This is a genomic window from Mycolicibacterium chitae (assembly GCF_900637205.1).
Taxonomy (GTDB): Bacteria; Actinomycetota; Actinomycetes; order Mycobacteriales; family Mycobacteriaceae; genus Mycobacterium; species Mycobacterium chitae.
Genome location: NZ_LR134355.1, coordinates 4,439,890 through 4,466,857 on the forward strand (window position 1 = coordinate 4,439,890; position 26,968 = coordinate 4,466,857).

Sequence of the window (26,968 nt, forward strand, 5' to 3'; positions counted from 1 at the left end):
CCCTACTTCCGGGACAGCTTGCGCCAGCTGACCACCGCGACCGCCACGCCGATCAGCGCCGTGATCGGGCCGATCACCGACCACGTGGTGGTGTTGCTCATCGGGCTGCCCTGGAGCACACCGAAACCCTGCAACGCCCAGATCACCCCGAAGAACGCCACGAGCACTCCGAGCGCTCCGGTGGCGACGAAAACCCGTCTCATATCGCGATGGTACGGCGGCTTAAGGTGAACTCCGAGGAGGACACCATGAGGAAGACATTGCAACGCGCGGCCATCACCGCGGTCGCCGCCTTCGCCCCGCTGGCCTTCACCGCCGTGGTGGCACCGGCCGTCGGCTCGGCCATGCCGGTCGTGCCCAACTGCGAGAACGGCTGGTGGGACCCGGTGGCCAACATGTGCCGCCCGCCGGTCGCGACGACCCCGCTGGCGTGCGACAACGGCTGGTGGTGGGACCCGGTGGCCAACGTGTGCCGGGAACCGCTGCTGCCGCCGCAGTAGGCCGCCGTGGTGCTGGCGGCGGCGGTCCAACTGGTCGCGATCCCCGGCGACGTCGAGGCCAACCTCGCGGCCTGCGAGCGCCTGGCCGACGAGGCCGGGGCCGCGGGCGCCAAGATCATCGCGTTGCCCGAGTTCTTCCCCAGCGGTATCGGCTTCCTGGAGGCCATCGCCGAGGCCGTGTTGCCGCCGGACGGGCCGGCCACCGAGTTGCTGATCCGGCTGGCGGCGCGCCACGGGGCGCTGGTGGGCGGTTCGTTCCTGTGCCGCGACCCTGATGGCGAGGTGCGCAACGCCTACCTGTTGGCGGACCCGACCGGTGTGGTGGGCCGCCACGACAAGGACCTGCCGACCATGTGGGAGAACGCCTTCTACATCGGCGGCCACGACGACGGCGTGCTGGCAGCCGGGGACCTGCGCGTGGGCGCCGCGGTCTGCTGGGAGCTGATGCGCACCCAGACCGCGCGCCGGTTGCGGGGCCGGGTCGACGTGGTGATGACGGGGTCGGGCTGGTGGTCGATCCCCGGATGGCCGCCGCGCGCAGTGTTCGACCGGCTCGAGCGGCGCAATGCCGCCACCGCCGAGAAGGCCGCGGCGCAGTTCGGTTGTTACGTCGGCGCGCCGGTGGTCCACGCCGGGCACGCGGGCGACCTCGAGTGCCCGATGCCGTGGTTGCCGGTGGCCTATCGCGGATACCTCGAGGGTGCCACCCTGATCGCCGCGGCCGACGGCACGGTGCTGGCGCGCCGGCACCGCAGCGAGGGCGAGGGTGTCGTGCTGGCCGAGATCGAGCCGGGGGCAACCGAACCCACGCGGGCCGTACCGTCGACGTTCTGGCTGCATTCGCGCGGTTGGCTCGCCTCGGCGGTCTGGCACTACCAGCGCTGGCACGGCCGACGGTGGTACCGCCGCCACAGGTGACTTCTACTATCGAGCAATGAGTGCGCGTCGACGTCCGGGACGACCGGCCGGGCCGGGAGTGGATGCGGCCGTGCGCCGCGAGGAGTTGCTCGACGCCGCCGAGCGCGCGATCCGCACCGGCGGGCCCCGGGTGGGCCTGCGCGAGGTCGCCGACCAGGCCGGTTACGCACGGTCGGTGGTGTACGCGATCTTCCCGAACCGGGCGGCACTGTTCGCGGCGTTGAGCGGCAGGCACGCCGCCGCCATCCTCACTACCGTCGCCGCCCGGGTCCCCGAGGACGCCAGTGAACGGCAGCGACTGTCGACCTTCATCGACGCCGTGTGCGAGTGGGTCGAGGACGAGCCGAACCTGTACCGCGCGCTCGGCGCCCAGCCGCTGGCCGGCGAGCAGGCAGACGGCCTTTTCGACCAGCTCGCCGCCATCACCGAGCAGATGTTGGTGGCGAATTTGGCTGCCCAACAATCAGATCCGGCGGCCGCCGCGCCGTGGGCGCACGCGATGATCGGCGCCGTCGCGGTGGCGAGCGCCTGGTGGCAGCGCACCGGCACCATGTCGCGACCCGAACTCGTCGAGCACCTGACCGTCATGTGCTGGGAGGGCGGCGCCCGATTGCCGTTGTACGCCGCCGCGAAATCCAACCCTTGACGCGAACCGCCCATAACTGACACGCTGTCTGTTATGCCCGAAACCGACAGCGCGTCAGTTGCCAGCGCAGAGGGCCACACCTGGCCTCCGCGGTTCTTCGACAGCGTGGACGGCGAACATGATCTGCCGATCACCGAGATCACCGGCACCCTGCCCCCGGACCTCACCGGCACGCTGTACCGCAACGGGTCGGGCCGCTGGCAGATCGGCTCCTCGCAGGTCAACAGCATCTTCGACGTCGACGGGATGATCAGCGCCTTCATCCTGGACGGCCGCGGCGTGCATTTCCGCAACCGCTTCGTGCGCACCGACCACTACCGCACGACCACCGCTGCCGGCGCCATGGTTCAGCGCGGGGTCACCCAGCAGCGCCCGGGCGGACCGCTGGCGAACATCGGCCGGTTGCCCGCCAATACCGCGAACACCAGCGTCATGCTGGAACCCGATTCGCTGCTCGCGTTGCACGAAGGTGGTCGACCGCACCGGATGGACCTGGACACCCTCGACACGCTCGGTATGTGCAGCCTGGGCGGCGCCCTGCAGGGCCCGGCCGGCGCCTTCTCGGCGCACTACACCCACGACCCGGTGCACAACACCAGCGTCAACTTCGGGTTCGATCCGTACTACCCGCGGATCGACCCGCGGTGGATCCGCGGCGCCCGCACGCCGCAGGAACGCAGACGGCGGCTCAAAGAACTTGCGGGCGAGGCGATCCCGCGGATCAAGCTGCGAATGTACGAGACGGACAACCGGACCGGGCGCACCCGTTATCTGCGGTCGGTGCCGCTGCCGGGTCAGACCAGCTTTCCGATCGTCCACGACATGGCGCTGACCGCCCGCTACGGCATCTTCTGCGTCGCGCCCTACCGGATCCGCCCGGCGAAGTTCCTCCTGGGCGCGAGGTCCATGTGGGATTCGCTGAAACTGTTCGACGGCGAGCCCACCTACCTGGTGCTGGCTCCCCGCAACGGCGACAAGCTACGCATCGTGGAGACCGACCCGTTCTTCAGCTGGCATTACACCAACGCCTTCGACGACGGCGACGACGTGGTGGTGGAGCTGTCCCGGTGGTCACTGGAAACCCTGCCCGGCCTGCACCGTTTCGGCATCGACACCCGCCTCGGCATCGACACGCTCTACGACGGCCTGTCGCCCGCGCAGCAGCGGGACGCCGGCCGCGTCACCCGGTTGCGGATCAGCGCGAGCGGGCGGGTCACCGAGGAGGTCGCCGCCGACCTGCCCGCGGACTTCCCGCAATTCGACCAGCGCCGCTCCACCCAGCGCCACGACATCAGCTATGTCACGGTGCAGCGCAGCGGCGAGAGCAGCGGCACCGGGATCGCTCGCATCGATCACCGCAGCGGCACCACCCAGCAGTACCGCCCGCCGCACAACATCCTGCTCGAGCCCACCTTCGTGCCGCGCAGTCGCACCAGCGCCGAGGACGACGGCTGGGTGCTGACCCTCGGCTACGACGCGGCCGAGCACCGCAGCCGGCTGATGATCTTCGACGCCGCCCACCTCGACGCCGGACCGATCGCCGAGGCCTGGCTGCCGTTCCATCTGCCGATGAGCTACCACGGCGCCTTCACCAGCCGTGTCGCCGCGCACTGACCCTGCCGCACTTCAGGATTCGTCGTCGGGCGGATAGGTGATCCGGGTGCCCTCGACCCGGGCGAAGGACGTCAGCTGGTGCATCCGGGAGCTGGTCTTCGACATGATCTCGACCACCGGCACGCCGCGCACCCCGAGCGCATCGGCCACCAGCGAGCGGTGGCAGCGCCACGGCACCGCCTCGGCGCACATGATCGCCGTGCGCCCCGAGGCCGCCCCGGCGATGAGATCCTCCACCGCGCGGGCGAATTCGGGGGTCTGCATATAGTCGGCGTAGCCGCGGAAACTCTTGTTGCGCCAGGCGCTGTTGGGTGAGTCCTTGCGGGCGTGCCGCAGCCCGCCCAGCGCGGGCATCGGCACGTATTCGATGCCGGCCGCCGGCAGGGTCTGGCCCATCTCGTCGGCGTTGAACTGGGGATTGTGCCGCGAGCGCGGGATGGTCCGGATGTCGGCCAGCCGCTTGATCTCGTAGCTGTTCAGCAACTCGACGAACTCGTCCGGGTCCAGCGTCGAGTGCCCCAGGGTGAAGATCGTGTCCTTGGTCCAGCCCATGGCGCATCATATCCGCGGCTACGGCTTCGTAACCATCATCAGTCACAGGTTCAACTCCCGTACCACCCCGGGTACGGTGAGCCCATGCACTTCAGGCTGGCGCTGGCCGGCACCGCGCTCGTCGCCACGTTCGCGCTGGTGAGCTGCAGCAACGTGACCGACGGCGAACCCGCCTGCCCGGGCTGCGGGACCCACGCCGAACCGGAGTTCCCCACCAGCCGCCCGCCGGTGACCCCGCCGTCGGCGACGACGTCGACCCCGGCTCCCGGGCCGACCGCCACGGCCGCGCCGCCGTCGGGCGCCGAGACCCTGCCGGCAAACGCGCAGGGCTACGTCTTCGTCCAGACCAAGTCCGGCAAGACCCGCTGCCAGCTCAACACCGAGGCCGTGGGGTGCGAGTCCCAGTTCGAGAACTCCCCCGACGTCGACGGCCACCCGGCCAACGGCGTCAACGTCACCTCGTCGGGTTCGGTGCGCTGGATCCTGGGCAACCTGGGCAACATCCCGGCCGTCACGCTCGACTACCGCGACTACACCGCCCAGGGCTGGCACATCGCCGCGAGCCCCGAGGGCACCCGGTTCACCAACCAGGCCACCGGGCACGGGATGTTCGTCGCGGTCGAAGGCGTCGAGACCTTCTGAACCCGCCTACGCTGGAGGCCATGGACTTCCGCGTATTCATCGAACCTCAGCAGGGCGCCAGCTACGCCGATCAGCTCACCGTCGCCAAAGCCGCAGAGTCCCTTGAATATTCGGCCTTCTTCCGGTCCGACCACTATGTCGCGATGAGCGGCGACGGGCTGCCCGGGCCCTCCGACTCCTGGGTGACCCTGGCCGGTCTGGCGCGCGAGACCAGCACCATCCGGCTGGGCACCATGGTGAGTTCGGCCACGTTCCGCTACCCCGGACCGCTGGCCATCTCGGTGGCCCAGGTCGACGAGATGAGCGGCGGCCGGATCGAGCTGGGCCTGGGCACCGGCTGGTACGAGCCCGAACACACCGCCTACGGGATCCCGTTCCCGCCGCTGCGGGAACGCTTCGACCGGCTCGCCGAACAACTCGACATCCTCACCGGGCTCTGGACCACGCCGACCGGCCAGCGGTTCGACTACACCGGCGCGCACTACACGCTGACGGACTCGCCGGCACTGCCCAAGCCCGCCCAGACGCCACACCCGCCGATCATCATCGGCGGCACCGGGGCCAACCGCACCCCCGCGCTGGCGGCCAAACACGCCGCGGAGTTCAACGTCCCGTTCAATTCGCTGGAGGTCGTCAAGACCCAGTACGCCCGGGTCGCCGAGGCCGTGGCCGCCGCCGGGCGCCCGGCGGACTCGATGACGTACTCGGCGTGCTTCGTCCTGGCCGCGGGCCGCGACGACGCCGAGGTGGCCCGCCGAGCCGACGCGATCGGCCGCCAGCTCGACGAATTGCGCACCAACACCCCGCTGGTGGGCACGCCAAACGAGATCGTCGACCGGCTGGGCCCCTTCGCCGAGGCCGGGGCGACGCGGGTGTACCTGCAGGTGCTCGATCTGGCCGACCTGGACCATCTGGAGTTGTTTGCCGAGGGTGTCGCCGCGCAGCTGCGCTGAGCGATTGCGCGTTACTATCGGAGCCCGTGGCCCGCAACGACAATCCTGACGAGTTCTACAGCGACCCCACCCAGGCCGCCAACTACGGCGGCGGCACCGGCGGACAGGCCTACAGCGAGGTTCCGCCCGAGCAGCACCAGCCGCCCACCGATTACGGCTACCAGACGGGCTACCAGTCCGGGTACCCGGCCGATTACCAGACCGGTTACGCCGCCCCGCCCGAGCCGCCGACGCCGTGGTACCGCAAGCCCGGCGCCCTGGTGGCCCTCGGCGCGCTGGCCGCGGTGATCCTGGCGCTGGCCATCTACGCGATCGTGCAACTGGCCGGCGGTTCGTCGACCCCGACCGGCGAAACCACCACCACGACCACCACGACCACCACCGAGGCGCCGACCGAGACCGGCGGCACGCAGGTGCCCGCCCCGGCCCCCGTGCCCGACGAGACCCTGACCATCACCGAGACGCCCACCACCGAGGCTCCGCCCCCGGAGACCACCACCGAGGAACCGACCACCACCACCGAAGAACCTACGGAGACCACGACCACCACCGAGGCCCCGCCGACGGAGACGGTCACCGAGACCGAGACGGTGCGCCCGACCTGGACCCGCCCCACCCTGCCGACGCTGTTCCCGCGGCCGGGCGGCGGGGACGGTCAGTAACCCCGCGCGGCGAACATCGCCACCAGCGCCTCGGCGCTGCGCACGGCCGCGCGGCACGCGCGGGTGGTGAACGGATCGTTGAGCGGGTGTTCGGCCCGGCGCCGCCACCGCTGGGCCGCGGCGAACGCCGCCCGCGGCCCGTCGTAGGGCTCCGCGGGCGTCAGGCCCAGCCGGCTCGCCGCGTCGGTGCCCGAGCCGCCGATGATGCGGCGCAGCGACACGATCTCGTCGTCGTTCAAAGTGGTTGGCCGCGAACGTAGTTGGCTGAGCAGCCGCAGCTCCTCGAATGCGTGCGTGTCGGCCAGCAGCGGATCGATGTCGGCGATGATGTACGGCGTGGCCCGGATGGGGTGCACCTCGACGAACCGGCGCAGCGCCAGCATCGCGGTGTGCGCCTTGAGCAGCTCGGAGCGCTGCGCGAACTGCTGATCGATGACGTCGCGCAGGGCCACCAGGCCGCTGCGCTCCAGCAGTTCGTCGGCCAGGCCCACCGAGTCGGTGATCCCGGAGCGCAGCACCGCGATCGAGATGCGGATCCCGAACATGCCGAACCGGTCGAGCAGCGCGGCCCGGGTGGCGGCGTCGACGGGCAACGACTCGTCCTCCCGGACGAACCGGTCCACGCTGAGCATGGCCTTGTTGAGCTCGGCAGCGTCCACCCCGGCGAGCTTTTCCAGCGCCACGAACTCGCTCTGGCGCAGCGTGCGCGCGGTCAGCGCCAGCAGCCCGGACACCGGCACGACGGCCTGGCAGATGCCGGTCTTGTCCATCTCGCTGGTGAAGCGCTGCGCGACGTCCTTGGCCGAGAGCATCGCATCGATCCGGCCCGCGCCGATCTCGTCGGCCCGCGACGCCACCCCGATCACCCCGAGCGCGCCCGCCGAGCCGCCGACGAGTTCGCCGATCTGCTTGAGTAGCGCGATGTCCGCGGCGTTGAGGGTGCGCAGCAGGAACACCACGGCGTCCACCCGCGGCACGCCGTCCTCGGGCACCAGCAGCCGCAACGTCCGCTCGGAGACGTCGCGCGACAGCGACGAGGTCCCCGGGGTGTCGATGATGGTGGTGTCGATCAGTTCCGCGGCCGGCCACTCCACGTCCAGGCCGGCGACCTCGGCGGGGTCCAGGGCCGCGAGCTCGAAGGTCAGGCCGCCGTCCTCGGCGTCGCGGCTGATCGGGACGTTGGCGCGCCGGCCGCCGTAGTTCGCGGTGACCTTCGGGGTGGGGCCGTGGCGGAACCAGGTGACGATGCGGGTGGCCTCGGTGGCGTCGGTGGGGGCGATGTTCTCCCCGACCAGGGCGTTGACCAACGTCGACTTGCCGGCCTTGAGCGTTCCGGCCAGCGCGATGCGGATGGGCTGGTTGAGCTGCCAGCCGATCCGGTCGAGCTCGTTGAACACGTCCGGGCGCTGCCGGAAGGCGGGTTCGCCCTGGTAGGCGCGGATTGTGCCGCCCAGGATCGCGCGCACTTGATCGCTCGTGCTCATCGGGTCCTTGAGTTTACGGGCCGCGCCGCGGCGCGGGTTCACGGCTAGTATCGGCGCCCGTGGCTGACGACGACCGTACCGACGAGGTGCCCTGGCATCGCAACCCGAATGTGGTGATCGCGGCCGGCGTCGCGGGCGTGGTGCTGATCGCCGCGCTGGTGATCACGGTCGTCCGGATGTCCGACGAGTGGAGCAAGCCGGGTGAGCCGGTGTACCGGACCACCACCACCTGGACCCCGGAGCCCACCACCTCGCGCGAGCGGCAGCCGTTCGTCATCACGCCATCGGAGTCGACGACGTCGTTCACCACCAGCGTGCCGTTGTCGACGACGGACATCGGCATCCCGCCGCCGATGGCGCCCACCGACTCCGAGACGTCGGAGACCAGCGAGACCTCCGAGACCTCTGAGACTTCGGAAACCACCGCGGCGACCACCTCCGAGGCAGCCGAGGAGACCGCCGAGGAGACCGCGACCACCACGCGCAAACGCCCGCGGCTCAACCAGACTCGGACGTTGTTCCCGAACGGCTCCCGGGACTGACGACCCCCACCACCAAGGTTCGCCGCTCTCCACGCGACCCTCGACTGAAACCCGTCACCGGGTGTTGACAGTTGTGCACAGCCAATCCCTGTGGATGACCGTCACCCCGAGGTGACGGCATTTGATCGAGGGGCCGCCCGGAGACCGTCCCGCTCGTCCCAACGGCGTAAGCCGCGGTCCTCTGATCCGGCACTAACGCGCTGGTCCGCGCAGCTTCTCGATGTTGTCGCCGACCTGACCGAGGATGTTGAGCTGACGCTCCAGCTCGCGCACCCGGGTGTTGCGTTCGTTCTCCTCGAGCTGCGCCGAGGCAATGGTGGCCTGCAGCGACTCGTTGAGCGAGCGCGTGGTCTGGTTGGCGATCTCCCGGTAGTGGTCGCGCAGCTGCCGCTGGATCCCCTTGAGCCGGTCCCGCGATTCCTTCCCGACGGCGAACGACACGTCGTCGACGAACCGGCGCAGGTTGTTCTTGGCCTCGGTACGCACCCGCAGCATCCGGTTGTCCATGTCCTCCCGATAGGACTTGCGGCCCAGCAGCAGGCCGGCGCCCAACGAGATCGGGTTGAACATGCCCAGGCCGGCGACCGAGGTGAGCATGCCGAACATCAGCACGCCGCCGTAGGAGCCGCGCATGCTGGTCAGCGCCTTGTGTCCGATGCCGATCGGCTGAGCCTCCAACCGCGCCAACGACTTCAGCCCGTCGAAGCCCGCGCCCATCTCGCGGGCGCTGACGTGCGGCATCTTGACGGCGTCCAGGCCGGCCTCGACGAAGGTCCGCGCCACCTCCTGCGCCAACGCCTCCGCGCGCTGGTAGGCCCACACGAAGTTGTCCCCGACCGCGGTGGCCACCGCGTCCTCGACCTCGGTGCCGATCTCGGCCCAGTGCTGGGTCGGGTCACACGAGTCGATGACGCCCTCGGTGTGGGCCACGATGGCCCGGAACCGGGCCCGCATGTCGTGGTCGACGTCGGCGGTCAGGTCGGAAATCCCGTCGTTGAGCACCTGCTGCCACAGCGCGGTGTGCTGCAGCGCCTCCTGGGCCTCCTGTTTGCGGCGCTCCAGATCCTCGGTGAGCCGACGGACGTCCTCCGGGTCGTTGATGGCCGCCAGCTCGGCGTTCACGGCCAGCGTCAAATGCTCTGCGGCCGAGGAGAGTTCGGCCAGCACCTGATCGCGGACCCGGTCGTTCTCCCGGGACAGCACCTGCTCGGAGAGGAACCGGACGATGGCCGGGAAGTTCGACTCCTCGTTGAGTTCCTTGTCGTTGAGTTGCACCGCGTGGCTGCGCAGCAGCGCCGAGGCCGGAATCATCGGGATCGGCATCCCGGCCCGCTGCAGATGCTCGGTGTTGGCCGCCACGATCGCGCGCCAATGCGGGTACAGGTCGGTCTTGGTGGCGATCACCACGCCCACCGGGCAGATCTCGTAGGCCTGCCGGATGAACCGCATCTCCGGTTCGGTGAACTCCTGGCTGGTGTCGCTGACCATCAGCATCGCGTCGGCGTCGGGCAGCAGGCCCAGCGTCGAGGACAGGTGCGGTTGGCCGTGCCCGCCCACCCCGGGGGTGTCGACGAAAGCCAGGCCGCCCTTGAGCAGCGGGCTGGGCGCGCTGACTTCGACGCGCAGCACCTCGCGGCCGCCGGCCTGCGGCGCGCGCCGCAGATCGTGCTTGATGTCGTCGATCGGGATCGGGATGACCTCGGGTTCGCTGCCGCCGGGGTCCGGGGCCACCACCAGCCGGGCCGACGGCTGCTCGCCGTAGGTGACGATGGTGACCAGCGCGGTGGTCTCGTCGTCCCCGACGCGGGCCACCGGCATGTTCAGCAGCGAGTTCAGCAGCTGGCTCTTGCCCTGCTTGAGCTGACCGGCGATGACCACCCGGATCTGCGGATCGCTGATCCGCTCCCGCGCGACGGCCAGGCGCTGGCGCAGGTCGGCGCGGTCGTTGAGCTCCGCGATGGTGCTGGTGTGGTCGATCAGTTCGACGATCACCTTCACCCGGCGCGGGTCCGGCGCCTGGTTGGCCGGCGCGCTGTTGGCCTGTGTCACCGTTTCTCCCTCGCGTCCTGTCCACCGTAAGCCGCGGACGCGGCGGGAACCCGAAGGTCCCCGCCGCGCGCGGCGTGCTGCCCGCTCAGAAGCCGAGCAGGCTGTTGCCCGATCCCAGCGAGGCCTCGTGACCGGTGTCGAGCGCACTGTTGGTCGCCGAGGTCTCGCGGCTGTTGTCGAACAGCGAGGCGCTGTGCTCCGAGGAGTTGTCGTAGACCTCGGTCTGCGAGTGATCGGAGTAGTCGGCCACCGAGGTGGTGGTCGACGTCGCGACCTCGGTCTGGGTGTACACCGAGGTGTCCGACGAGTTGCCGCTGCCGGCGTCGCCGCCGACCGTGCTCTGATCCCCGCCGACGACGTTGCTGGTGGTCTTGTCGGTGACGATGACGATGCCGCCGCCGCCCGCGTTGCCGCCCTGGGTGTTGTCGCCGCCCAGGCCGATGTCGATCAGGCCACCGCCGCCGCTGCCGGCGCTGCCGCCGTTACCGCCGCTGGCGTCGACGTCCTGGAAGACCGGGCCCTCGTTGTCGGTGATCACCGAACCGCTGCCGGTGTTGGTGATGCCGTCGTCGTCGATGTCGCCGTCGCCGAGGTTGACGTTGGAGCCGCTGCCGGCCCAGATGTCGCCATTGTTGACGTCGTTGTTGTTGCCGAGGACCGCGCCGTCGCCGCTGACGATGTCGCCGTCGTTGTCGCCGGCGACGACCACCCCGCCGTTGGTGGCGGTGTTGGACGTCTTGTCGCCCAGGGTGATGTCACCGAAGCCGAGGTTGAACGCCCCCTGCTGGGCATTGGCCCCGGCATCCTGGACCGGGCTCATGATCGGGGTCTGGTTGTGGCTGGCCAGATCCGTGTTGTTGTGGCTGGCCAGGTCGGTGTCCGGGGCGAACGTCGGCGACGGCGCCCAGGTCGGCGACAGCAGGCTGGTGGCCGCGGTGTAGTCGTTGGCCGGGGCGAATCCGTAGTGGTTGGACACCGCCCGCTGCAGGCCGACGACCGGGTCGCCACCGCCGAGCATCATGCCCGGCACCGCGGTGGCGGCCACGGTGGACAACTGCGCGGCGGACAGACCGGCCAGGCCGGCGTCGCGCATGGCCGCCTCGGGTGCGGCGACGAATGAGCGGGCCGCATCCTCGTCGCGGAACAGGTTCAGGATCCAGTCGATCAAGTTGATCATCGTCGTGCCTTTCGGTCATCCGCCGGGCGTTCCGGCGATCTGGCAACAACGTTATGGATTTCCACACCCCCCGGAAACGGGGCGCAAACCCGTGCTGAGGGGTGCCCGACTAGGGGTAGCAACCCCGGCCCCGTTAGGGGATTAGGGGATCAATGGGGGTAGCCGGGGATCAGCCCCATTGCCGGGGTATTTTCGCTGTTGAACGACAAAAAACACCGCCGACAACGGTTGCGTTGTCGGCGGTGTGTCGAAGACGGGTCAGAACAGGTCGAACCCGGGCGCCTCGTCGGCCGGGCCGGTGTCGCCGGCGACCGGGGAGTCGAGCACGCCCTGATCCCAGCCGGCCGGCTCGTGGACCTCCGGCGCGTCGAAGACGTCGAATCCGGCGACCTCCTCGACGACGGGCAACTGCGGGTCCAGGTCGGGCGCGCCCACCGCGGCGGCCAGGTCGGTGTCGATGACGGCGGCGGGCACATCGTCCAGGCCGCTCAGACCGGTTTCCGGGACCGCCGGCGCGAACGCGTCGAAGGCGTCGAAGGCCTGCGCGGCCGCGCCGCTGGTCCAGACGCTGTCGTCGACGGGCACCGCGGTGCCGAACGACGGGGTCGCCATCGACAGCGAGTCGGACACCACCGGAATCAGGTTGTCGACATCGGCGCTGGTCACGTTCGCCAGGTTGGCCTCGGCGAGCGCGCCGGCCGGATCGGCGGCGTAGCGCGCCGCGACCTCGGGATCGCGCACCAACGACATCACGAAGTCGAGCAGTTCGTTGGCCATGACGCGGTTCTCCCCTAGGCGTTGTCTCCAGCAGATGTTGACCAAAGACTAGCCAGCCGCGCGGCCCCTGGGATCGGTGCCGAACCCACCCCGACGGGACACCCATTAGGGGATCGCCCCATAGGGGGTTGCAGAACCTTAGGGGGAAACGCGCGCGAAGTCCGCGGGTGGCGCAGGAAAGCCGCTATCGTGAGGACCGTTATGAGCGACGGACATGAGTCATGAGTGATGTGCTGGGCCTGTCGATCGGCCAGACCAATCTGGGGGCGACGCGCACCGCGCGCCCGTCGGTGAGCCGCCGGGCGGTGCTCACGCTGTTCGACCGCCGTCCCCCGGAGGTCGGGGTGCCCGGCGAGAACCCGAACCTCACCGAGCCCGGCCTGATCATGTGGGGATTCGTGGAGCGGGTCGGCGATCCCGTCCCGCTGATCGCCGCGGACGGGTCCTCGCACCGCGGCGACGTGCTGACCGCGGAGGCCCTCGACGCGATGGCGCGCACGATCGGCGGCAGTTCGACACCGGACAAGGTCGCCGTGGCGGTGCCCGCGCACTGGGGCCCGGCCGTCGTCGGCGCGCTGCGCGCCGCGCTGCGCAACAAGCCCTCGCTGTTCTCCGACGGGGCGCCGCCGGAACTCGTCTCCGATGCCGCCACGTCGCTGGCCGCCCTGCAGACCGGGCCCGGCCTGCCCGCCAGCGGCGTGATCGCGCTGTGCGACTTCGGCGGCACCGGGACCACGCTGGCCCTGGCCGACGCCGGGCAGGGACTCTCGCCGATCGGCGAGGTCGTCCGTCATACCGAGTTCTCCGGCGACCAGATCGACCAGGCGATTCTCGGCCACGTGCTCGCGGGCCTGCAGGAGGCCAACGACGCCGATCCGGCCGGTACCGCCGCGGTCGGGTCGCTGACGCAACTGCGCGCCGAATGCCGGCAGGCCAAGGAGCGGCTGTCGGCCGAGACCTCCGCGGTGATCGCGGTGCAGCTGCCCGGCACCACCGCCGATGTCCGGCTCACGCGTGCCGAGCTGGAGAACCTGATCGACGGGCCGCTGGGCGGCTTCCTCGATGCGCTCGGGGATACGTTGGAGCGCAACCGGATCCCGGCCGCGCAATTGACCGCGGTGGCCACGGTCGGCGGCGGCGCCGCGATCCCGCTGATCACCCAGCGGCTCTCGGAGTTGCTGCGGGTTCCCGTCGTGACCATGCCGCAGCCGGGGTTGACCGCCGCCGCGGGCGCGGCCGTCATCGCCGAGCGCGGCCCGTCCCCCGACGCCCCCACCGGCATGGCGCAGGCACCGGACCTCGCCGACCTGCCCACCGGGCTGGCGCCGGCCGCCTGGGCCGCCGGCGCGGCCGGGGTCGCGGCCACCGAATCCGCCACCGACGGGGCGCCGTCGGCCACCCACCGCGCCTTGGCCTGGTCGCAGGACGACGACGGCGGCGGCGAACCGGTGCCGTACTCCGGCGAGGACTACACCTTCGAACCCGCGACCTTCGATCCCGCGGCCGGCGCGCGCCCGCCGGTGGAGTTCGAGCGCGACGAGACCGACGTCTTCGGACCCGACGGCGGCGAACCCCCGCCGCTGGCCTGGTACAAGCGCCCGCCGGTGCTGTTCGGCGCCGCCGCGGCCGCGCTGCTGGCGGTCACGGGCGTGGCCTTCTCCCTGACCAGCAACTCCACCGACAGCGAACCGGTGACGGTCAAGACCACCCTGCCGACCTCCGAGACGCGCACGATGGTGATCACCGGCCCCGACGGCGAGCCCACGGTGTCCACGACGGTGGTTCCGCCCCCGCCGCCACCGGAAACGACCACCACCACCGAACCGTCGCCGGAGCCCACCACGACGACGACCACGTCGCCGACCACCACCACGACGACCACGACCACCACCACGACCACGACGACTCAGCCGACGACCACCACCACGCAGCCGACGACCACGACCCCGCCGCCCACCACGACGACGCCGCCGCCGACCACCACGCAGGAACCGCCGCCCACCACCACCCAGGCCCGGCCGCCGACGACCGACGATCCGATCATCGACGACGGTGCGTCCGGCGGCGACGATCCGATCGACGGCGAGTAGCCGTTGGGGCCGGCCGTGTCCGAGATCCCCCCGGCAGCCCGGGATGTCGTCGGCGCCTTCGCCGAGGATCCGGGCAAGCTGCTCATCGTCGGCGGCATCGGTACGGGTAAGACCGCCACGCTGCTGAGCATCCGGGAAGCCCTGCGGGCCAAGGACATCGAGGTCAGCACCGGGCCACCGGCGGCCACCGGGCCCGCGACGGCGCTGGTGGTCGACGACGCCGAGACCCTCTCGGATGACGAACTGGGCGTGCTGACCGAGGCCGCCCGGGCCCCGGCGGCCACGGTGGTGGTGGCGTGCCAGCCGTGCGAGCAGCGTCCGGCGCTGCGCGAACTGATCGCCGCGATCGAACGGGAGCGCCCACGGGTCGCCCTCGGCCCGCTGTCGCGGATCGAGGTCAGCCGCCGGCACGACAATCAGGACGCCGAGATCATCACCGCCATCCTCGGGGCCACCGCGGGCCTGCCGTTCCTGGTCGACGCCGTATCCCCCACCGAGAACATCGACCGGTCAAGCTATTTCGCGTTGGTCGACCGATTGCGCCGGGCCGACGAGGCGCTGCTCGAGGCCATGCTGATCGGTTCGCTGGCCCCCGGCCTGGGGCCGGCCGACATCGCCGCCGCGCTGCGCATCGACCCGGATGCGGCGCGCGGGGTCACCGACCGCGCCTATGCCACCGGACTGCTCGACGCCGACCTGGGCGCGGCGTTCGTGGCGACCGTGCACCGCGCCGTCGCCCAGATCCTCGGCGCCGCGCGCCATCACGAGATCGAGACCCAGCTGCTGCGCACTCAGCTCGAAATGTCCACGCTGTCAGCAGATCTCGCGCTACAGCTGGCGGAGCACGGCATGCGCGAGCCCGGCCTGGCCACGGTGCTGGCGGAGGCCGCGGCCGCCGCGCCGGTGGCCGAGGCGGTCCGGATCCACCGCGCCGCCGTCGATGCCGGCGCCGAGGAACTTCGTGCGCCGCTGGCCGACGCCCTGGCCCGCGCGGGCGACTGCGCCGCGGCCGCGGAGCTGGCCGATGCCCTGCTCACCGATGCGGACCCGATCGTGCGCGCCACGGCGGTGCGGGTGGGCGCCGCGGTCGCCATGCACGACGGGCACACCGATCAGGCCGCGGAACTGTTCACCTGGCTGGGGCCGGAGGCCTCGGTGGGCGCGGCGGCGGCGCTGACCCTGACCGCGGCCGGTGCGCTGACGGCCGCCCGCGAGGCGCTGGCCGGCGGGCCGTCGGGGCCGCCCACCTCCGGGGCGCGCGCCGCCCGCAACCTGGCCCAGGGGTTGCTGCTGACCTTCGAGGGCCCCTACGACGTGGCCGCGGCGCGTCTGGGGCAGTCCGCCGGCGGGCCGCCGGCGCGCGAGGCCGTACCGGACAGCCCCGCGGCCGTCGTCGCGCTGGCCGCGATGCACTCCGGGGATCCGGTCCGGGCCCGCAGCGTCCTGGCCCGCGCGCTGCGTCCCGCCGCCTCGCCCGACCCGATGTTCGACCACCGGCACCGGCTGCTGCGGGCCTGGCTGAAGATGCAGGACGGCCAGCTGCAGGCGGCGGCGGCCGACGCGGCCGCCGTCCCGCACGCGCAGTTGCATCGCCGCGATGCGCTGTGGTGGACCGCGCTGCAGACGGCGCTGGCCCGGCGAAGCGGCGACACCGGGGCCCTGCAGCAGCACTGGTATGCGGCCCTCGAGGTGCTCGCCGAGTCCTCGGTGGATCTGTTCAGCCTGCTGCCGCTGGGCGAGCTGTGGGTGGCCGCGGCGCGGATGCGCCAGGAGGATCGGCTCGCCCACCCGCTCGAGCAGGCCTTCGCGCTGCTGGACCGCCTGGGCGAACCCGTCGCGTGGTCGCTGCCGCTGCGGTGGGCCGGGGTGCACGCCGCAATCCTGGCCAACGCGCCGGACAAGATGGCCCCGCACGGGCAGGCGCTGGGCGCGGCGGCCGCGGGCAGCGGGTTCGCCCGCGCGCTGGCCCAGGCCGGCCGGGCCTGGCTGCGGGTGCTGGCTCGGCAGGTCGATCTCGACGACGTCGCCGCGGCCGCCCGCGGACTGGCGCAGTTCGGGCTGGGCTGGGATGCGACGCGGCTGGCCGGGCAGGCGGCGCTGCAGACGCCGGACCCGCGGGTGTCGAGCAGCATGCTGCAGATCGCGCGGGACCTGAAACTCGCCTCCGGTCAGGACGCCGCGGCCCTCGAGTCCGACCCGGCCCCCGGCGACGGCGCGACCGCCGCGCCCGGCCCGGCGGCTCCCGCGGGTGTGCTGTCCGAGCGCGAACGCGAGGTTGCCGAGTTGTTGCTCCTGGGGATGCCCTACCGCGATATCGGCGCGCAACTGTTCATTTCGGCGAAGACCGTCGAGCATCACGTCGCCCGGATTCGGCGCCGGTTGGGTGCGGAATCCCGGTCGGAAATGTTGTCGATGTTGCGCGCGATGCTGGTGCCCCAGGGCTGATTTCACCCTGCTCCCGGGTTGAGACCTATAACACATTCGCGCCGAAGTTAGGCAAGCCTCGGTAGCGGCGCTAATCACCGAAGTGTCACTATGAGCAGGACGTGGTCAAGTTACCGGCCGGTAACATAGCCTATGTTACCTGCGGGTAACTTCAGAATGGAGGCGCACGGTGCACACTCTCGAGTGGGTCAGGCTGGCGTTGGGGCTGGTCGCTACTGCGATCGTCTTGGTATTCGCCGCCAAGCGTGTGCTGTGGCTGACCGAACTGATCCGCTCGGGCCAGCCGACCATCCACGAGCGCGGCCGCAAGGACAAGCTCAGTGCGCGCCTGCTCAACCAGGCCAAGGAAGTCTTTGCCCAGACCAAGCTGCTGAAGTGGTCGATCCCCGGCATCGCGCACTTCTTCACCATGTGGGGCTTCTTCATCCTGGCCACGGTCTACCTAGAGGCCTACGGCGTGCTGTTCAACCCCACGTTCCACATCCCGTTCGTCGGCCGCTGGGCGGCACTGGGCTTCCTGCAGGACTTCTTCGCCGCCGCGGTACTGGCCGGCATCATCGTCTTCGCGATCATCCGGATCCGCAAGGATCCCGAGGAGCACGGCCGCGATTCCCGCTTCTACGGCTCGCACAACGGTGGCGCGTGGACCATCCTGGTGATGATCTTCCTGGTCATCCTGACCTTCGCGGTGTTCCGCGGCGCGGCCGTCAACGTGCTCGAGGAAGACTTCCCGTACCAGTCCGGCGCGTTCTTCTCCGACGCCATGGCCTGGCTGATGGCCCCACTGGGCGACACCGCCAACATGTGGCTGGAGACCATCGCCCTGCTCGCCCACATCGGCGTCATGCTGGCGTTCCTGCTGATCGTGCTGCACTCCAAGCACCTGCACATCGGCCTGGCGCCCATCAACGTGACGTTCAAGAGGATGCCGGACGGCCTGGGCCCGCTGCTGCCGATGGAGCACAACGGTGCGCTGATCGACTTCGAAGACCCCGCTGAGGACGCCGTGCTGGGCAAGGGCCGGATCGAGGACTTCACCTGGAAGGGCAACCTCGACATGACCACCTGCACGGAGTGCGGGCGTTGTCAGTCGCAGTGCCCGGCCTGGAACACCGGCAAGCCGTTGTCGCCCAAGCTCCTGATCATGGACCTGCGCGACCACCTGTTCGCCAAGGCGCCCTACATCATCGGCGGCACGCCGATGCCCGACCAGGATTCGGTGGATCTCGCCTCGCTCGACAAGTCCGTAAAGGGTCACGGCGTCCCGGAGTCCGGGTTCGAGCGGATCACCACGTCCGGGCCCGAACAGGCCCTTCGCCCGCTGGTCGGCACCGCCGAGCAGGGCGGCGTCATCGACCCCGACGTGCTGTGGTCCTGCACGACCTGCGGCGCCTGCGTCGAGCAGTGCCCGGTGGATATCGAGCACATCGACCACATCGTCGACATGCGCCGCTACCAGGTGCTGATGGAGTCGGAGTTCCCCTCCGAACTCGCCGTGCTGTTCAAGAACCTGGAGAACAAGGGCAACCCCTGGGGCCAGAACGCCAAGGACCGGCTCAACTGGATCGACGAGGTCGAGTTCGACGTGCCGGTGTACGGCAAGGACGTCGACTCCTTCGACGGCTACGAGTACCTGTTCTGGGTCGGCTGCGCCGGCGCCTACGAGGACCGCGCCAAGAAGACCACCAAGGCCGTCGCCGAACTGCTGGCCGTGGCCGGGGTCAAGTACCTGGTCCTGGGCGACGGGGAAACCTGCACCGGTGACTCCGCGCGCCGCGCCGGCAATGAGTTCCTGTTCCAGCAGCTGGCCGCGCAGAACATCGAGACCATCGACGGCCTGTTCGAGGGTGTCGAGACCGTCGACCGCAAGATCGTGGTCACCTGCCCGCACTGCTTCAACACGCTGGGCCGCGAGTACAGCCAGACCGGGGCCAACTACTCGGTGCTGCACCACACCCAGCTGCTCAACCGGCTGATCCGGGACAAGAAGCTGACGCCCGTGTCGCCGGTCTCCCAAGACATCACCTACCACGACCCGTGCTACCTGGGCCGCCACAACAAGGTCTACGAGGCCCCGCGCGAGCTGATCGGCGCGTCCGGCGCGTCGCTGACCGAGATGCCGCGGCACGCCGACCGCGGCCTGTGCTGCGGCGCCGGCGGCGCGCGGATGTGGATGGAAGAACACATCGGCAAGCGCGTCAACACCGAGCGCACCGAAGAGGCCATGGACACCGGCGCCTCGAAGGTCGCCACCGGCTGCCCGTTCTGCCGCGTGATGATCACCGACGGTGTCGACGAGGTGTCGGCTGCCCGCGAAGTGGACAAGATCGAGGTGCTCGACGTCGCGCAGCTGCTGCTGTCGTCGCTGGACCTCTCGTCGGTGAAGCTGCCCGAGAAGGGTGCCGCCGCGGCCGAGGCCGCCGCCCGCGCCGAGGCCCAGGCCGCCGCCGCGCCGGTCGCGGAACCGGAGGCCCCCGAGGCCGCACCGGAGCCCGAGGCCAAGACCACCGAGACGGCCGAGCCCGCCAAGGCCGCCGCCCCGGTCAAGGGCCTGGGCATGGCCGGGGGCGCCAAGCGTCCCGGCGCCAAGAAGTCCGCCGCCGCACCGGCCGCCAAGACCGAGGCCGAACCGGCCAAGGCCGAAGCCCCCGCCGCGCCGGTCAAGGGTCTCGGCATCGCCGGGGGCGCCAAGCGTCCCGGCGCCAAGAAATCCGCCGCCGCACCGGCCGCCAAGACCGAGGCGGCCGCGCCCGAGGCCGAGGCACCCAAGGCTGCGGCCGCGCCGGTGAAGGGCCTGGGCATGGCAGCGGGCGCCAAGCGCCCGGGTGCCAAGAAGTCCGCCGCCGCGCCCGCCGCGAAGGCCGCACCCGCCGAGACGGCACCGGCCGCCGAGGCCGCGCCTGCTGCGGCGGAGCCGGCCAAGGCGGAACCGGCCAAGCCCGAGGCTCCGGTGAAGGGCCTGGGCATCGCCGCCGGAGCCCGTCGTCCCGGCGCCAAGAAGGCCCCGGCCGCACCGGCCCCCGCCGCGGCCCCCGAAGCCGCCCAGCCGGAGCCGGAAGCCAAGGCGGAACCGGAGGCCAAGGCCGAGCCGGAACCGGCCAAGGAGCAGCCGCCGGTCAAGGGGCTGGGCATGGCCAAGGGCGCGCGCCCGCCGGGCAAGCGCTGATCCACGTGAAATTGCTCTCAGGGCTGTGAATCGCACCAAGTCACAGCCCTGAGAGCTTTTTGGTGGGACGTAGTCGGCAAATTTTAGTTGCACCGGGTGAGACACTGAGGAACATGAGCACTTCGCAGTTGCCGTGGCACACCGCCGGCCACGAGAACCGGCAACGCATCTTCACGCAGTCGACCAAGCTGCAGGATGTCCTGTACGAGATCCGTGGGCCCATCCACGATCACGCCGCCCGGCTCGAGAACGAGGGTCACCGGATCCTCAAGCTCAACATCGGCAACCCCGCCCCCTTCGGCTTCGAGGCGCCCGATGTCATCATGCGCGACATCATCCAGGCGCTGCCCACCGCGCAGGGCTACTCCGACTCCAAGGGCATCCTCAGCGCCCGCCGCGCCGTGGTCACCCGCTACGAACTGGTCGACGGCTTCCCCCGCTTCGACGTCGACGACGTGTTCCTGGGCAACGGTGTCTCCGAACTCATCACGATGACGCTGCAGGCGCTGCTGGACAACGGCGATCAGGTGCTCATCCCCGCGCCGGACTATCCGCTGTGGACCGCCTCGACGGCGCTGGCCGGCGGCACGCCGGTGCACTACCTGTGCGACGAGACCCAGGGCTGGCAGCCCGACATCGACGACCTCGAGTCGAAGATCACCGACCGCACCAAGGCGCTGGTGGTGATCAACCCCAATAACCCGACGGGTGCGGTGTACAGCCGCGAGATCCTCACGCAGATGGCGGATCTGGCGCGCAAGCACCAACTGCTGCTGCTCGCCGACGAGATCTACGACAAGATCCTCTACGACGACGCCAAGCACATCAGCCTGGCCAGCGTGGCGCCCGACGTGCTGACGCTGACCTTCAACGGTCTGTCCAAGGCCTACCGGGTGGCTGGCTATCGCTCCGGCTGGCTGACCATCACCGGGCCCAAGGAGAACGCCAGCAGCTTCATCGAGGGCATCAGCCTGCTGGCCAACATGCGGCTGTGCCCCAATGTGCCCGCGCAGCACGCCATTCAGGTGGCCCTGGGGGGTCATCAGAGCATCGACGATCTGGTCCTGCCGGGTGGGCGGCTGCTGGAGCAGCGCGACGCGGCGTGGAACGCGCTCAACCGGATTCCCGGTGTCTCCTGCGTGAAGCCCGCCGGTGCGCTCTACGCGTTCCCGCGGCTGGACCCTGAGGTCTACGACATCGCCGATGACGAGCAACTGGTGCTCGATCTGCTGCTGCAGGAGAAGATCCTGGTGACCCAGGGCACCGGGTTCAACTGGCCGGCACCGGATCACCTGCGGATCGTCACGCTGCCGTGGGCCCGCGATCTGACCAGCGCCATCGAACGCCTGGGCAATTTCCTGGCAAGCTACCGTCAGTAGGCGTGGCCCACTCCCACTCCCACTCGCATTCGCACGGCGGCTCCGACCCCGTCCCGGTAGGCCCGGTCGCCGCCAAGATCGTCGTCGGCCTGCTCATCGCGATCGGCATCGGCGTGTTTGCCGGCGGTGTGCTGCTGTGGCCCAGCCAGCAGAAGGTCGACATCCCGATGCCGTTCCAGGACGCCACCGGCGGGGCGGTGAGCACCGAGGCGGGCAAGGTCCTCTCCAGCACGCTGGGCAACTGTGGCAGCCCGTCGACCGGGCGGGTGTTGACCTCCGCTCCGGCGCCCGGCCTGCCCGACGCCGGCCCGTGCGTCCAGGTGCTGATCGCCATCGACTCCGGGGCCAACGTCGGCGCCAACACGCTGCTGGAGTTCACCCATACCCCCGGCCAGCCCAATCTGGCTGCGGGCGAACACATCCGGATTGTCCGTCAGGTCGACCCACAGGGCATCACCAGCTATGCCTTCTACGACTACGAGCGCACCTGGCCGCTGGTCCTGCTGGCCGCCGCGTTCGCGGTGGTGATCGTCGCGGTGGCCCGGTGGCGCGGGCTGCGGGCACTGCTCGGAATCGTCGTCGCGTTCGGCATCCTGGTGCTGTTCCTGTTACCCGCCCTGCGCGACGGCGCACCGGCGGTCCCGGTGGCCCTGGTGGCCTCGGCGGCCATCCTGTATGCGGTGCTGTACCTCGCGCACGGGGTCAGCCTGCGCACCAGCGCCGCGTTGCTGGGCACGCTGACCTCGCTGCTGCTGGCCGCGGGATTGTCCTGGGCGGCAATCGAAATGGCGCACCTGACCGGACTCTCGGAGGATCAGAACAACCAGGTGACCGCCTACCTAGGGCACATCTCGATCACCGGCCTGCTGCTCGCCGGATTCATCATCGGTTCGCTCGGCGTGCTCAACGACGTGACGGTGGCCCAGTCGGCCACGGTGTTCGAACTGGCCCACGCCAGCGAAAACACTTCGCGCCGGGCCATTTTCACCGGGGCGATGCGGGTGGGGCGCGATCACATCGCCAGCACGGTGTACACGCTGGTGTTGGCCTACGCGGGCAGTTCGCTGCCGCTGCTGCTGTTGTTCAGCGTGGCCAACCGTTCGCTGGGCGACGTGCTGACCAGCGAGGCCGTCGCCATCGAGATCGCCCGCTCCGCGGTCGGCGGTATCGCGCTGGCCCTGTCGGTGCCGTTGACGACGGGAATCGCGGCCCTGCTGGCCGTCAGGGCACCAAGTCCTTCTCGTTGAGTTCGGCCGCGGCCAGCGCGGTCGGCAGATCGTCGTGCCGGAACACCGAGGTGACCTCGTCGTGCACCACGTGGAAGGCCGTCGCCTCCACGGTGCCGTCCTCCAGGGTCTGCTCGGCCACCACCGCCCCGTCGTGCACGTACATCCGGCCCACCGTCACGGTGTGCGCGAAGGCCTGGGCCCATTCGGTCAGCGCCGGCACGCCCATGGCCGCGCCGTGGGCGTCGCCGATCTTGATGTCCTCACTGCTCAGCTGGACCAGCGTCTCGACGTCCTTGGCGTTCAGGGCGTCGTGCCAGGCGAGGACGGTAGCGATCTCCGAAGTCGTCATAACAGCAACCTATCTCCTCACAGCGTCATGGCGTCCGACCAGGCGCGCAGCACGTCGTCGTCGCCGAACACCTGGATCGCGGTCTGCTCGACCGGGCGGCGCCGGGTGGTGACCAGCAGCAGCTCGGTCGCGGGTCCGCGCAGCGCGACGTCGCCCTTGCCGTGCTCGTGGCGCCAGGTGCCGTCGCGCAGGGTCCATTCGCCGGCCTGACCCAGCCCCTCGTCGGTGGCGTGCAGATGCACCGTCTTGCTGCCCAGCTCGGCCAGCCGCGGGGTCAGCAGGTCGAACCACTCGCTGAGTGCGTCGGCGGCCCACTCGGGTGCGAGCGTGAAATCGGCGCCGACGGCGATCGCGGCGTCGGCGCGGTGCACGGCGACCTCGTGGGTCCAGCGCCGGACCCACCACGCGGCGGGCCGGGGGCCGCCGAAGGTCCAGACCTCGGTGTCGGGGCCGGCCTTGGCTACCGCAGCCAGCAGGACCTGGGCCCCGTCGATCACCCACTGCCGGGCCGCCTCGGGTTCGGCCGGGGGTTTGCCGTCGGGGACCGTCTTGGGGTCCGCCGGTCCGTCGAGCCGATTGGTGACGTTGCGGGCGGCCCAGCGGATCCCGCGGCCGACGTGGCGGTACAGCTGATTCAGGGTCCACTCCGGGCAGGTGGGCACCGGGGTCGCGAGGTCGGCGCCGAACACCACGTCGGCGAAGGCAGTGATCTCGTCGCAGAGTTGCGTTATGTGGTCCACGCCGTCAGCGTACGAGGCGCCCCAGGCAGTGCACTTGCCAATCGGCGGACTGCCAGCGCGCGACATCCAGGCAGTTGCGGCCGTCGACGATCACCCGGCCGCGCACCACGTCGTCGAGATCGTGCGGGTCGAGGTCGACGAACTCTTTCCATTCGGTGAGCACCAGCACCGCATCCGCGCGCTCGCACGCCTCGAAGACCGACGTCGAGTAGTTCAGGGTGGGAAACACCTTGCGGGAGTTCTCCAGCGCCTTGGGGTCGTACACGTTGACCGTGGCGCCGTTGAGTTGCAGCATGCCGGCGACGTTGAGGGCCGGGGAATCCCGCACGTCGTCGGATTCGGGCTTGAACGCCGCACCCAGCACCGCGATGTTGGCGCCCAGCAGCGAACCGCCACACGCGCGGGTGGCCAGTTCCACCATGCGGGTGCGACGCCGCATGTTGATGCTGTCGACCTCGCGCAGGAACGTCAGCGCGTGGTTGGCGCCCAGTTCGCCGGCCCGGGCCATGAACGCGCGGATGTCCTTGGGAAGGCAGCCGCCGCCAAACCCCAATCCCGCGTTGAGAAATCGCCGGCCGATGCGCGGATCATAGCCCAGCGCATCGGCCAGCACAGTCACGTCTGCGTCGGCGGCCTCGCACACCTCGGAGATGGCGTTGATGAACGAGATCTTGGTCGCCAGAAAGGCATTGGCCGAGACCTTGACCAGCTCGGCGGTCTGCAGGTCGGTCAACAGGAAGGGCACGTCCTCGGCCAGCAGCGGCGCGTACAGTTCCCGGACGGCCGCCTCGGCGCGCACCGAATTCCGTTGCACACCAAGCACGATCCGGTCCGGATGCAGGGTGTCCTGCACGGCGAAGCCCTCCCGGAGGAACTCCGGGTTCCAGGCGATCTCGACGTCCACACCGGCCGGGGCCAGCGCCTTGGCCCGCTCGACCAGTTCCGCGGACGTGCCCACCGGGACGGTCGACTTGCCCACGATCACCGCGTGCCGCGACAGCCGCGGCACCAGCGTGTCGATGACCGCGTGCACATGCCGCAGGTCGGCGCCCAACTCGCCCTTCTTCTGCGGGGTTCCGACACCCAGGAAGTGCACGTCGGCGAAATCGGCGGCCTCGTCGTAGTCGGTGGTGAACCGCAGCCGACCGGCGGCGAGGTTCTCGCTCAGGATCTTTCGCAGTCCGGGCTCGTAGAACGGGATCTCCCCGCCGGCCAGCTTGGCGACCTTGCCCGGGTCGATGTCCACGCCGATGACCTCATGGCCCAGTTCGGCCATTCCGGCGGCGTGGGTGGCGCCGAGGTATCCCGTGCCGAAGACCGTGCATCGCATAGGCCCTGTCTAAGCGGCCCGAATGAGCGCATCGCATCCTGACGCTGAGCGTCACGCCAACAGCAGGTAACGGGTTGGGCGCTCAGTCACCGAACGACGGCCACGGGAAGATGGAATCCCCGCCTCGGCTCGAACCCCGATCCGAGCCGCCCCGGGAGCCCGAGTCGCTGCCCGGCCACTTCGGCCGCTGCTGCTTGGGCGGCTCGTAGGTCGGCGCGGTCTTCGGCGGCTCCCATTTCGGGGGTTCCCACTTCGGGGGCTCCCACTTCGGCGGCTCCCAGCGCGACGGCGGGTCGTACTTGGGTGGGTCGTACTTGGGCGGGTTGTAGTCGCGCGGCGGATCCCAGCGCGGCCGCAGGATGGGCGGCACGATCGACTCCGGCAGCACGATCACCGGCGGCGGCGCCACCGGGGCGGGTACGACCGCCGGCGGGGGTGCCGGAGCGGGCGCGGGAGCAGCAGGCGGCGGGGCGGGGGCCGCGGGTGCCGGAGCAGGTGCGGCCGGTGCCGGGGCGCGGTCGACGAACACCGTGCGCGGCGTCTGCGGCGCGGGGGCCTCCTGGACGACCGGCTTGGGTGCCTGGATCGTCTCGATCGGCGCGGGGGGTTCGGGCGCCGCGGGCTGCGGCGTCGACGCGGCCGCCGGCGGGCGCGGCGGCACGACCATGCTCTCCCCCGGCGTCGGGCGCTCGTCGACGGTCGGGCGGATGCTGACGGCCAGTGAGATCACCAGCGCCGCGACCCCGACCACGAAGATCGACGTCATGGCGCTGCCGACCAGCAGGAACGGCCGACGCGCGGAGTGGCCGGCCGACTCGTCGGCGTCGATATCCACCGGACCCGAGAGTTCGGGCACGTCGGCGTCGTCGACCTCGCTGTAGGCCAGGGACCCGGCGGGCTGCAGGTAGCCGGCGCCGGCGAGCTGGGTGACATCGGCGGCCGGCGCCAGCCCGACGGTGGCGGCCTCGAACCGGGGCGCGTTGGCGCTGGCGAGCGCGGCGCCGCGGGCCAGGGCCAGCTCGGCCTCGTCGGGCGCGCTGACCGGAAGCAAGGTGGCCGACTCGAGCTGCAGCTTGATCGCGGCCACGCTGACGCCCGATCCGACGACGAAGACGCCCTGCGGCGGCTCGTCGAGTTCCTCGAGGCCGGCGACCATCGCGGTCAGCTGGGCCACGGCGTCCTCGGTGTGCAGGTCCTGCGTCTGGACCTTCACGATCGCGCCGTCGGCGGTCTGCACCACCGAGACGGTCGCGGTGTCGCGCTCGAGGAACATCAGCGCGGTGCGCTCGTAGCCGACCGCGCGTCCCACGGCTTGGGCCAGCGCTCCGGCGGCGTGCAGTTCCGAGACCAGAATGACGTCGTCGAGGTTGTGCGCGGCCAGGGCGTCGCTCAGGGCGGCGGCCTCGGCGTGATCCCGCCAGGTGACTCCGGTGGCGGCCAGCTTGTGGCCGCCCTCGGCGGCGCTCTCACGCGTGCCCAGGATGGCGGTGACAACCTGCGCCGAGGCGGTTGCCGAGTCGTCATCCGAGCCGACGGTGAAGGCGTCGTGATCGACGGTCAGACCGTCCGCTTTTTCGCCTTCGACCAGCACCATGCGGACCGAGGTTGGTGTCATCGATACACCAAGCACGATGTCCACTGCGCCTCCAATATCGTTTGCTACGTAGCTTCAGTTTCGTTCCGGGCACGGGTGCCGCTCAGGCAGTCAACTAAGAACTTCATCG

General features: G+C 70.6%; 23 protein-coding genes. 13 read left to right on the plus strand and 10 right to left on the minus strand.

Going from position 1 to position 26,968, the window contains the following annotated elements:
- Positions 1-2: 2 nt before the first annotated feature.
- A complete protein-coding gene (locus EL338_RS21335; RefSeq protein WP_126335567.1) occupies positions 3-203 on the minus strand; it encodes a hypothetical protein in 201 nt (66 codons plus the stop codon).
- Between the two features lie 45 nt (positions 204-248).
- Here EL338_RS21335 and EL338_RS21340 point away from each other — a divergent pair, with 45 nt between their 5' ends.
- From EL338_RS21340 to EL338_RS21355, 4 genes are read left to right on the plus strand one after another with little or no spacing between them, the layout of a single operon-like run.
- Positions 249-500, plus strand: coding sequence for a hypothetical protein (locus EL338_RS21340; RefSeq protein ID WP_126335568.1), 252 nt, complete (start codon positions 249-251; stop codon positions 498-500).
- 6 nt (positions 501-506) lie between these two features.
- Entirely contained in the window at positions 507-1,418 is a 912-nt protein-coding gene (locus tag EL338_RS21345) for a carbon-nitrogen hydrolase family protein (RefSeq protein ID WP_126335569.1), read from the plus strand.
- A 16-nt stretch (positions 1,419-1,434) separates the two neighbouring features.
- Positions 1,435-2,064 carry a TetR/AcrR family transcriptional regulator gene (locus tag EL338_RS21350; RefSeq protein ID WP_126335570.1) on the plus strand — a complete coding sequence of 210 codons (630 nt, stop codon included), beginning with the start codon at positions 1,435-1,437 and terminating at the stop codon, positions 2,062-2,064.
- A gap of 33 nt (positions 2,065-2,097) precedes the next feature.
- Positions 2,098-3,678 carry a carotenoid oxygenase family protein gene (locus tag EL338_RS21355; RefSeq protein WP_126335571.1) on the plus strand — a complete coding sequence of 527 codons (1,581 nt, stop codon included), beginning with the start codon at positions 2,098-2,100 and terminating at the stop codon, positions 3,676-3,678.
- Positions 3,679-3,690: 12 nt separating this feature from the next.
- Here the strand turns inward: EL338_RS21355 and EL338_RS21360 are convergent, their stop codons facing one another.
- A complete protein-coding gene (locus EL338_RS21360; RefSeq protein WP_126335572.1) occupies positions 3,691-4,230 on the minus strand; it encodes a DUF488 domain-containing protein in 540 nt (179 codons plus the stop codon).
- 84 nt (positions 4,231-4,314) lie between these two features.
- Between EL338_RS21360 and EL338_RS21365 the strand changes: the two genes are divergently transcribed.
- The 3 genes from EL338_RS21365 to EL338_RS26225 are packed head-to-tail and all read left to right on the plus strand — an operon-like array spanning position 4,315 to position 6,487.
- Complete coding sequence (locus tag EL338_RS21365) at positions 4,315-4,872, plus strand: hypothetical protein (protein ID WP_126335573.1); 558 nt, start codon at positions 4,315-4,317, stop codon at positions 4,870-4,872.
- 20 nt (positions 4,873-4,892) lie between these two features.
- The gene (locus EL338_RS21370) at positions 4,893-5,825 is read left to right on the plus strand and encodes an LLM class F420-dependent oxidoreductase (protein WP_126335574.1); all 933 of its coding nucleotides are present in this window, start codon (positions 4,893-4,895) and stop codon (positions 5,823-5,825) included.
- A gap of 26 nt (positions 5,826-5,851) precedes the next feature.
- The gene (locus EL338_RS26225) at positions 5,852-6,487 is read left to right on the plus strand and encodes a hypothetical protein (protein ID WP_163791874.1); all 636 of its coding nucleotides are present in this window, start codon (positions 5,852-5,854) and stop codon (positions 6,485-6,487) included.
- Here the strand turns inward: EL338_RS26225 and EL338_RS21380 are convergent.
- Positions 6,481-7,971, minus strand: coding sequence for a dynamin family protein (locus EL338_RS21380; RefSeq protein ID WP_126335575.1), 1,491 nt, complete (start codon positions 7,969-7,971; stop codon positions 6,481-6,483). The two genes, EL338_RS26225 and EL338_RS21380, sit on opposite strands and share 7 nt — an antisense overlap.
- Before the next feature lie 59 nt (positions 7,972-8,030).
- On the opposite strand from EL338_RS21380, the gene EL338_RS21385 reads away from it, so the two are divergent.
- Positions 8,031-8,513 carry a hypothetical protein gene (locus EL338_RS21385; RefSeq protein WP_126335576.1) on the plus strand — a complete coding sequence of 161 codons (483 nt, stop codon included), beginning with the start codon at positions 8,031-8,033 and terminating at the stop codon, positions 8,511-8,513.
- Between the two features lie 192 nt (positions 8,514-8,705).
- Here EL338_RS21385 and EL338_RS21390 read toward each other — a convergent pair whose 3' ends face one another.
- From EL338_RS21390 to EL338_RS21400, 3 genes are all read right to left on the minus strand, one after another.
- On the minus strand, positions 8,706-10,562 hold the full coding sequence (locus EL338_RS21390) for a dynamin family protein (RefSeq protein WP_170217474.1): 1,857 nt from the start codon (positions 10,560-10,562) through the stop codon (positions 8,706-8,708).
- Positions 10,563-10,647: 85 nt separating this feature from the next.
- On the minus strand, positions 10,648-11,739 hold the full coding sequence (locus EL338_RS21395; RefSeq protein ID WP_126335577.1) for an IniB N-terminal domain-containing protein: 1,092 nt from the start codon (positions 11,737-11,739) through the stop codon (positions 10,648-10,650).
- 258 nt (positions 11,740-11,997) lie between these two features.
- Complete coding sequence (locus tag EL338_RS21400; RefSeq protein ID WP_126335578.1) at positions 11,998-12,516, minus strand: Rv0340 family IniB-related protein; 519 nt, start codon at positions 12,514-12,516, stop codon at positions 11,998-12,000.
- Positions 12,517-12,737: 221 nt separating this feature from the next.
- On the opposite strand from EL338_RS21400, the gene EL338_RS21405 reads away from it, so the two are divergent.
- The 5 genes from EL338_RS21405 (at position 12,738) to EL338_RS21425 (ending at position 22,843) form a co-directional block, all read left to right on the plus strand.
- Entirely contained in the window at positions 12,738-14,606 is a 1,869-nt protein-coding gene (locus EL338_RS21405; protein WP_126335579.1) for an Hsp70 family protein, read from the plus strand.
- 15 nt (positions 14,607-14,621) lie between these two features.
- Entirely contained in the window at positions 14,622-17,051 is a 2,430-nt protein-coding gene (gene iniR, locus EL338_RS21410) for an isoniazid response ATPase/transcriptional regulator IniR (RefSeq protein ID WP_235666241.1), read from the plus strand.
- Positions 17,052-17,220: 169 nt separating this feature from the next.
- Complete coding sequence (locus tag EL338_RS21415) at positions 17,221-20,217, plus strand: (Fe-S)-binding protein (RefSeq protein ID WP_126335580.1); 2,997 nt, start codon at positions 17,221-17,223, stop codon at positions 20,215-20,217.
- A gap of 113 nt (positions 20,218-20,330) precedes the next feature.
- The gene (locus EL338_RS21420; RefSeq protein WP_126335581.1) at positions 20,331-21,596 is read left to right on the plus strand and encodes a pyridoxal phosphate-dependent aminotransferase; all 1,266 of its coding nucleotides are present in this window, start codon (positions 20,331-20,333) and stop codon (positions 21,594-21,596) included.
- A gap of 2 nt (positions 21,597-21,598) precedes the next feature.
- Positions 21,599-22,843: a YibE/F family protein gene (locus EL338_RS21425; protein ID WP_126335582.1), complete on the plus strand. Its 1,245-nt coding sequence runs from the start codon at positions 21,599-21,601 to the stop codon at positions 22,841-22,843.
- Here the strand turns inward: EL338_RS21425 and EL338_RS21430 are convergent.
- From EL338_RS21430 to EL338_RS21445, 4 genes are all read right to left on the minus strand, one after another.
- Complete coding sequence (locus EL338_RS21430) at positions 22,818-23,174, minus strand: nuclear transport factor 2 family protein (protein ID WP_126335583.1); 357 nt, start codon at positions 23,172-23,174, stop codon at positions 22,818-22,820. The genes EL338_RS21425 and EL338_RS21430 overlap by 26 nt on opposite strands.
- A 17-nt stretch (positions 23,175-23,191) precedes the next feature.
- Positions 23,192-23,914, minus strand: coding sequence for a maleylpyruvate isomerase family mycothiol-dependent enzyme (locus EL338_RS21435; RefSeq protein ID WP_235666242.1), 723 nt, complete (start codon positions 23,912-23,914; stop codon positions 23,192-23,194).
- Between the two features lie 4 nt (positions 23,915-23,918).
- Positions 23,919-25,244 (minus strand): UDP-glucose dehydrogenase family protein, encoded by a 1,326-nt coding sequence (locus EL338_RS21440; protein WP_126335585.1) that lies wholly within the window; start codon positions 25,242-25,244, stop codon positions 23,919-23,921.
- A gap of 82 nt (positions 25,245-25,326) precedes the next feature.
- The gene (locus EL338_RS21445; RefSeq protein ID WP_126335586.1) at positions 25,327-26,859 is read right to left on the minus strand and encodes a DUF7159 family protein; all 1,533 of its coding nucleotides are present in this window, start codon (positions 26,857-26,859) and stop codon (positions 25,327-25,329) included.
- Between the last annotated feature and the right edge of the window lie 109 nt (positions 26,860-26,968).

Excerpts from the sequence above, each read along its gene's own strand:
- EL338_RS21335 (WP_126335567.1), bottom strand. The coding sequence starts at position 203 with ATGAGACGGGTTTTCGTCGCCACCGGAGCGCTCGGAGTGCTCGTGGCG.
- EL338_RS21340 (WP_126335568.1), top strand. The coding sequence starts at position 249 with ATGAGGAAGACATTGCAACGCGCGGCCATCACCGCGGTCGCCGCCTTC.
- EL338_RS21350 (WP_126335570.1), top strand. The coding sequence starts at position 1,435 with ATGAGTGCGCGTCGACGTCCGGGACGACCGGCCGGGCCGGGAGTGGAT.
- EL338_RS21355 (WP_126335571.1), top strand. The coding sequence starts at position 2,098 with ATGCCCGAAACCGACAGCGCGTCAGTTGCCAGCGCAGAGGGCCACACC.
- EL338_RS21360 (WP_126335572.1), bottom strand. The coding sequence starts at position 4,230 with ATGGGCTGGACCAAGGACACGATCTTCACCCTGGGGCACTCGACGCTG.
- EL338_RS21365 (WP_126335573.1), top strand. The coding sequence starts at position 4,315 with ATGCACTTCAGGCTGGCGCTGGCCGGCACCGCGCTCGTCGCCACGTTC.
- EL338_RS21370 (WP_126335574.1), top strand. The coding sequence starts at position 4,893 with ATGGACTTCCGCGTATTCATCGAACCTCAGCAGGGCGCCAGCTACGCC.
- EL338_RS21380 (WP_126335575.1), bottom strand. The coding sequence starts at position 7,971 with ATGAGCACGAGCGATCAAGTGCGCGCGATCCTGGGCGGCACAATCCGC.
- EL338_RS21395 (WP_126335577.1), bottom strand. The coding sequence starts at position 11,739 with ATGATCAACTTGATCGACTGGATCCTGAACCTGTTCCGCGACGAGGAT.
- EL338_RS21400 (WP_126335578.1), bottom strand. The coding sequence starts at position 12,516 with ATGGCCAACGAACTGCTCGACTTCGTGATGTCGTTGGTGCGCGATCCC.
- EL338_RS21405 (WP_126335579.1), top strand. The coding sequence starts at position 12,738 with ATGAGTGATGTGCTGGGCCTGTCGATCGGCCAGACCAATCTGGGGGCG.
- EL338_RS21420 (WP_126335581.1), top strand. The coding sequence starts at position 20,331 with ATGAGCACTTCGCAGTTGCCGTGGCACACCGCCGGCCACGAGAACCGG.
- EL338_RS21430 (WP_126335583.1), bottom strand. The coding sequence starts at position 23,174 with ATGACGACTTCGGAGATCGCTACCGTCCTCGCCTGGCACGACGCCCTG.
- EL338_RS21440 (WP_126335585.1), bottom strand. The coding sequence starts at position 25,244 with ATGCGATGCACGGTCTTCGGCACGGGATACCTCGGCGCCACCCACGCC.
- EL338_RS21445 (WP_126335586.1), bottom strand. The coding sequence starts at position 26,859 with ATGACACCAACCTCGGTCCGCATGGTGCTGGTCGAAGGCGAAAAAGCG.